The organism is Neobacillus drentensis (assembly GCF_036966985.1).
Taxonomy (GTDB): domain Bacteria; phylum Bacillota; class Bacilli; order Bacillales; family Cytobacillaceae; genus Neobacillus; species Neobacillus drentensis_E.
In genome coordinates this window covers 1-4,693 of sequence record NZ_JBALSN010000136.1, presented here as the reverse complement: position 1 = coordinate 4,693, position 4,693 = coordinate 1, and the positions used below count along the sequence as shown (strand labels likewise).

Here is a 4,693-nt window from a genome sequence, read left to right as displayed (position 1 = left end):
AAATCTTCCAGACAAAAAGCAGTTACGCCTTTTATTCCTTACCGACAAACAAAAATAATTCTCCCTAACTATAACAGAAGGTTATCTACAATGCAAATGCATTCAAGGAATTTATTATTTATTTTGTAAAATATTGTAGGTAATCAGCCCTAGTCCTTTGTCCTCGCGGTGCCATAAATTTGAATTTAACTTTCAATTATTATAGAAAAATCAACCATAAAAATTATTTTAATATAAGTAAAAATGATGAAGACACATGCATCCATACAACTATTTTTTAAAAAATACATCCAAACTAAATCAAATATTTCGATTGTTGTAAACTTTAGTGTGGTAATTTCATACTTTTTAGAAGGAGTTGTTGTTTAAGGAAAGCAGGTGAATAGATGATTAAAATTAATCAGCAAACCGTTCACGTGGGCGATCTCAGTGACATCCTTACAACGAAAGAACAGAAAGACATTCTTACTAAAATGGACAAATCCAAGGAAATATTTCAGTACCAGTCAATACGTCAACTGGAATTTGTGCTGCTGTTTAGAACAAAGACGCTTAAGGCAGCACGAGATCTAAATAATAGTAAGGTACAGTTTACGACCTTTGAGTATGCCTTTTGCAATAAAAAGTATTGGACTCGTTTAAATAATGGCGGTTTCCTCCTTAAGCCAAACGTAAGACCAACAGAGGCCATTCTTGATGTCATAAAGAATGGAAAGCTTTATGCGTTTGATTGTTCAACAGGAATTGCGATTGTCTTATACCTTGCTGCCCTTTATACCATTGGAAGAAGAAAGTTTGACATCCTTTTTAACGGTCTTCTCTTATTGGATTGGCAATTTGATAACGATTTAAGGCTTACTCAAAAATATGGGGATGATTTCATACCCGGTGACATCGTGCATTTTAATAATCCAGACGTCAATCCCAATGAATCCCATTGGCGTGCCGAAAATGTGATTTTTATGGCAGATGACCAATACTACGGCCATGGCGTCGGTATTAAAAAGGCAGACACCATCATTACCTTCCTCAATAAAAAAAGAAAGCCAAACGCACGGATCCCTGCCTATCTCATGAACCTTATCACCAGACCCGTTTTGTCTAACATTTATCAAACATAATAAGACCGCTGCCAATTAAGCAGCGGTCTGTTTGTTGTATAAAAAAATTGGCTAGTTTTTTATCTGTTCCAATATAAACGGATCCTTGATTTTCTTATCCTCCGCTAACATGAGCACTTTTGAAACAATTTCTACGGTTTTAGGATCTTCATCCATGAAAGGCAAGAAAACTCGTCCGCGCTGCTGCGAGTGAACCGGAACGATGTAAATGGCACCTGTTGCTTGTTTATACACATTCGCACTGCCTAAATGAACGCTATATTCACCCAGACTTCCTTCGATCAACGCAAAGTTACCCTCGATTCTTATATTTTCCAATTTCATTAATCGAGCCGACTCCGCAACAATGACCCTCCTCATTTCAATCGTCGTTAAGCTTGCCTCAGGGTCAACCCCACCGACATGGGCAATACTGACAACCAAATCAATATCTCGCATGGTTTCCGAGAAAATCAACTTCGGAATATTTTTTATTTCAAGCGGCTGATAGGTTAGACGGTCGAAAAATTCCACTGTTTCCATGGTCGGGTACTCGATATCCGAAGGAGAGAACCAATCCGCTAAAGCATTAAGTTGTACAATAATATTTTCTTTGTAATAGACTTTTTGTAAGCCAACTTCATAACTAGTCGTCCACAAGCGATTTTTTAATAAGGCTACTGTTTTCTGCGGTTGTATTTGGTGACCCGCGTATCTTCGAGTTCCCGTTCCAGCCGCTAGTTCGTCCTGATTCGGTAAATAGAGTTCTCGAAATACCTGCTTGAATGGCTGCTTTATCTTCCGTGCAAATATGTCCCGCTGAAACTCACTCCAGTCCCCGCTTTCATAGAGATGGACTGGATGAGCGATGAAAATTTCATCGGTGTCCTGGATCGAATACTTATTAACCTGCTCAACCCCAATGAGAGATCCGTCTTCAAAATAGCCTAGATGATTCTCCACCTTTAATACCAATGAAGTCATCAATGGTGCCAATACTGGATTTCGCATCATCGTGAAAATTTCATCTAAAACAAAGCTATTTCCTAGCTCCATCGAACGTTCTAATTCTTCTTTTGCTCGTTTATACTGCTCTCTTAAATCGGCTTTATATTCTTTTAATACAGTTACATATTCGTGTTTCTTGTACTTAGCTGGTAGAGATTTTAGAACTTTATTAGCTTTCACAACTTGGATATCTGCACGTCCATTAGCGTCAATCACTAATTGTATGGTTAAATCATCAATCGATTTTGGCTCAAGATATGGCGTAATCTCTTCCATTTTCTTTGCTTCCATCGCCCACTTCAGTCTTGTCACATCCTTGAAACCTGCATTTCTGGCGAGGTTATCAAGAGCAATCGTGACCGTTTTTGCTTCGCTCGCGCGGCGTTGTGCACCAAATTTCTTACTTTCCTGTAAAAATTTTTGGAGGAATACATACCTGTTTAGAACATCTTGTTCATTTTTCACAGGAATCAAACTATAGCTTAACACCTGGTCCTTTGTTCTTTTTTCCTGAACAATTTTTTCCGTGTCTTCAAGATTCAATTTTCCCAAGGCCGCGTCCGCAAACAGTTGTGACCTGCGGTGATTGGCACCTGCCGAGATGTATTTTGCACTCTGATAAAGAATTTGGAAACGTTCTTCTCCCAACTGCTCGTAACATTCTTTAAACCAACGGATATCAAAGGCACCATCCTGGAATTCTTGCGGTGAAATCGGCGAATAATGTGCGACGATTGTTTCTTTTTCCTCAGAAAAAGTCTCATTAATATGGGCATGGAAATACCAGGCGGCACTCCTCAAACCATCCCAATTTAAGTACTTAGAAACAAGATCAAGCCATTGCGGTGCATACATGGCTGCCTCTACTAACCTTTTTTCTGAGATCTTCTTTCCTTTTAAGCATTGATGGAGTTGTTCGTCACTTTCTCCCTCTTTCGGATAACTAGTTTTTAATAAGTGCGAGAACACTTCCTTTTTTAAACGTTTACTGTCATATCCATAAATATAGCCGCGTACGAACGATTCTTTATCAAGGCCTACTAGGATTTGAACAAAAGTTTCGATCCCTTCCTGTTTTTCAATTCCCATCACGAGGGTCGTTACATCTGTCTGAAGATCCCCTCTTTTTAGCTCTATTTCTAAAATCCTTTGAACTACTCTATCTTTTATCGCCTTCATGTATGGATACTTTTTTATCACATGACCCTTGGGATTGGTTAATTCTGAGAGATAGTCTCTACTCGTTTCCTTTCGACCAGAAAACTCTCGAAGGATCACCTGTTCATCGATAAGTTTACGGTCAAGGGCTTTGGCTAGATTTTCAATCATGGGGAGAAAACTTTCAAAATTAGCGATCGTATATAACTGATAATGAAGTTTGAAATAAACATCAAAATCCTCATCATCACTAATAAATTGTTCTCCCCATTCCAGCCAAGGTTCGGCGAGAAAATCTAGCAGCTTATATTCGGATTTGAGCCTCTCTTCTGGAATCGAATGCACGAGATAATTTAATACCGAACTAATAATCTCAAAAGAGCTTTTCGAATTCTGACTGATAAAATAAGCATCGATCAGCGTTTCTACTTGGGATCGATAATTTAGGTCCTCGATAAAGTGATTCATCTCGTCCATTTTTTCGATTGGCAAAATTTCTTCTAAAAATGCTTTCCTCCAGCCCTCTACCCTCGGATAATCCATTACGTCCCATACATCCAGCATATTGTGGTAATAGGTGTAAATTCTGTGTGAATGGAGGTAGTATGCCGTCTGAATGAGTGCTGATGTCGGTATATCTTGGCCATTAAAATACTCCTGCCAAACTTCGGATATCGGGAAATCCCCGAGTTTCTGTTGTTCCTCCTCATGGTAAGGGCACCTTAATTCCTCGCCAATATGCAATGTGTCCTTGGAGCCATCAAACCACTCGACTTCATATTCGACCTGACGATGTTCATGAACTAAAGCGTCTAAACCCTGGAGAAACTGTTTGATCGTATCTATTGATGAATGAAAAAGGTTATTTAACTCTAGTTTAGGGTGCTCGAGTTCGAGGTTTACTGGATGATTGGGATCGTATAATCCAAACCCATTTCCAAGGTTGTAATCCTCTTGTAAAAACAACTTTTCAATCAATATTTGTTCTTTTGAGGTTGTTTTCATTTGAACGATTTTATTTTTAAACATGGTAACCAGTCGTTCACGTTCTCCCTGGTCATTAATTTCGGTTAAGAGTTCAAGTGCACCCACACGTTGCGGCTCCGCTCTACTGGTTAATAAACGCTCAATCGATTCAGCTAATTCATCCCTTGAAAGCCCTAGTAATATTTGAATGGCCCCTTGTCGTAGTGCGCCCGTTTTTAATTTTAAAATCCCTTCAACTTTTTTGATCTCATCTGGTAGAAGGACGATTTTTTTTATGTGCCGAAGAGCAATTTCGCGATTCTTTATACTTTTATCAGCAAGACTTGCAAATAGAAATTCACGTTGGGTGTGATCACTGTCATCTTTTATAAAAAAGGAGAGGAGCTCTTCTCTTAAATCTGCACTGAGCTTATCCTTCCATTCGATTAACTGTCCAAGCC

At 38.9% G+C, this 4,693-nt stretch carries 2 protein-coding genes; one reads left to right on the top strand and one right to left on the bottom strand.

The genetic code is table 11. The annotated features are described in order from the left end of the window. Window positions 1-386 precede the first annotated feature (386 nt). Complete coding sequence (locus V7659_RS09655; protein WP_335539714.1) at window positions 387-1,121, top strand: protein-glutamine gamma-glutamyltransferase; 735 nt, start codon at window positions 387-389, stop codon at window positions 1,119-1,121. A 51-nt stretch (window positions 1,122-1,172) separates the two neighbouring features. Here the strand turns inward: V7659_RS09655 and V7659_RS09650 are convergent. Beyond that, the coding region (locus tag V7659_RS09650; protein WP_335539713.1) for a DUF4132 domain-containing protein at window positions 1,173-4,693 on the bottom strand (3,521 nt) is incomplete at its 5' end.